We start from the raw sequence: 1,975 nt of genomic DNA on the forward strand, positions 1-1,975 counted from the left end.
GATTATAAAAGCAAAGTAAAAACGTTTGCCAACATCGGCTATGAGCCATAGCTTCCCTCCTGCACTCAAGAATATTTACTCTATATTTAAAAAAATAACCAGGTTAGCGTTCTGCGATAGCCAGTTGTTTGGAAAGACCAGGGAATGGTGATCTTCGGAAAATAACTCCTTGTATGACTACCTGGGCTTGCCTAAGGTTAGTTCCAAACAACTCCCAAAATCCGCTACGGCGCATAGCCCTGACCGTTAGCCAAAATACAAATCCAATTTCCCAATTCTAGCAAGTTCAGTGGAGTTAATAAAAGATCTAGAACTAGAAATTAAAGATAAACTTGATTCATTAGAATCTACTCTTTCCAAAAATCAAAAAAGTTCATTCCATTTTCAATCAGTTCGCAATTTTGTGGCGCATATTTTTCTACCGCCTAAGAATAAGAAAATATTGAGTAATAAACTTTATCAAATCAATCTTGTAAGAAATCAAAATTTAATAAAAGAATACCTAGATCTTATCATAGATGAAAAAGTAAGTGCGGAAGATTCTATTTACTTGTTTAAAAAGTACATAACGGTAATAGGAGAATTCATGAATCGCCATTATGGATTATCTTTTGCGGGAGGGAAAATTAAATATTTGATCTATTTAGCCTATGCAACTGTAGGAATGATTCTTGACTTTATTTTATGGATTTTATTTGATAACACCATTTATGCATTCACAATTGTGATGCTGGCTTATATTTTAGTTATGAATTTTAGACAGCACAAAAAGGGAAAGATATATGGACCCAATTATTAGGCGAAACTAAAAAGTACTTTGGCTAACATCGGCTATACGCCATAGCTTCCCTCCTGCACTCAAGAATATTTACTCTATATTTAAAAAATAAATAAATCGGTTATCGCTTTGCGAAAGCCAGTTGTTTGGAAAGACCAGGGCATGGTGATCTTCGGAAGATAACTCACAGTCTGATCTCCTGGGATAGCCAGGGGTAAGATCCAAACAACTGTCAAAATTCGCTACGGCGCATAGCCCTGACCGTTGTGCCTAATTTGAAAAAATGAAATTCAAGACAGGAATTGGATTAATAATATTGACCTTCATTGGTTCACTGAATCCATATTGGTTGATTTTTACCGTTCCAGTCTTTTTAATAGGAGTCATCCTAGTTCTAATATCGAAAAAGTCTCTTAAAACGAAAATTCTTTGGACTATTACACCTGTTTTGGCTCGGTACCCAGGAATGCAACTCTTCTTTTACCTCTCGGGTACAATTGGAACTGCGACTGCTCAAAAAATCGACATGGTCTTTCCAAGTGACTTTAAAGGAAGAGCAATAATTGTTTCGGACATGGCTTGTGGAGAACCAATAGAAATTATTGATGGGAGAGAGCAATTAATCTTTCCTGATAATGGCATTCTACTCTACCAAGGAGAAATTGAGACAGAATACGTAAACCACAAGTACTATTTCCTTGATAAAAATGGAGTAAAAACAGAAATTCCTAAAAGAGATTTGTACATGTATTGGGACAGTGAACCAAAAAAGCCAGATTCGACAATTACAGGAGTTTGGCTAGGCGGAATGGGCTCAAAACACATTAATCACCCTAAGCCTGAGACAGAGTTTAGCTATATGTTTTTAACCGTGTCTTCAAAAAAAAATCGAAACGAATACTTTGACTTTCATTATTTAAAGCGATTTGAAAATGAAACCGACAGTCTCGTACAGAATTGTAATAAAGAAATAATAAACTAGGCACAACAATGGGTATAAAACATAGGGCGGTCAGTGGTTTCCGCAAGTTTCAGCTTCTTAGCAAGCTTTGTCTCGGGGGACAAGTAAGCAGCTTCGAAATGCCCTACGTTTCATACCCGAGACCGTTGTAAGCAATTTTTCATGGCGCATGGTAGTCTACATCAATTCAAAGCATTTCTCGCGCGAAGAAATGAAAGGGCTGCTAAATCCAAATC

At 36.6% G+C, this 1,975-nt stretch carries 2 protein-coding genes; both read left to right on the forward strand.

Annotated elements, in window-relative coordinates; genetic code table 11:
* Positions 1-289 precede the first annotated feature (289 nt).
* Positions 290-799 (forward strand): hypothetical protein, encoded by a 510-nt coding sequence (locus CLV82_RS14650; RefSeq protein WP_133645112.1) that lies wholly within the window; start codon positions 290-292, stop codon positions 797-799.
* A gap of 262 nt (positions 800-1,061) precedes the next feature.
* The gene (locus CLV82_RS14655) at positions 1,062-1,760 is read left to right on the forward strand and encodes a DUF6843 domain-containing protein (protein ID WP_133645113.1); all 699 of its coding nucleotides are present in this window, start codon (positions 1,062-1,064) and stop codon (positions 1,758-1,760) included.
* The last annotated feature ends 215 nt before the right edge of the window (positions 1,761-1,975 follow it).

Source organism: Zeaxanthinibacter enoshimensis, from assembly GCF_004362865.1.
In the GTDB taxonomy this organism is placed as follows: Bacteria; Bacteroidota; Bacteroidia; order Flavobacteriales; family Flavobacteriaceae; genus Zeaxanthinibacter; species Zeaxanthinibacter enoshimensis.

Coding starts and splice junctions, on each gene's coding strand:
- CLV82_RS14655 (WP_133645113.1), top strand. CDS start 1,062: ATGAAATTCAAGACAGGAATTGGATTAATAATATTGACCTTCATTGGT.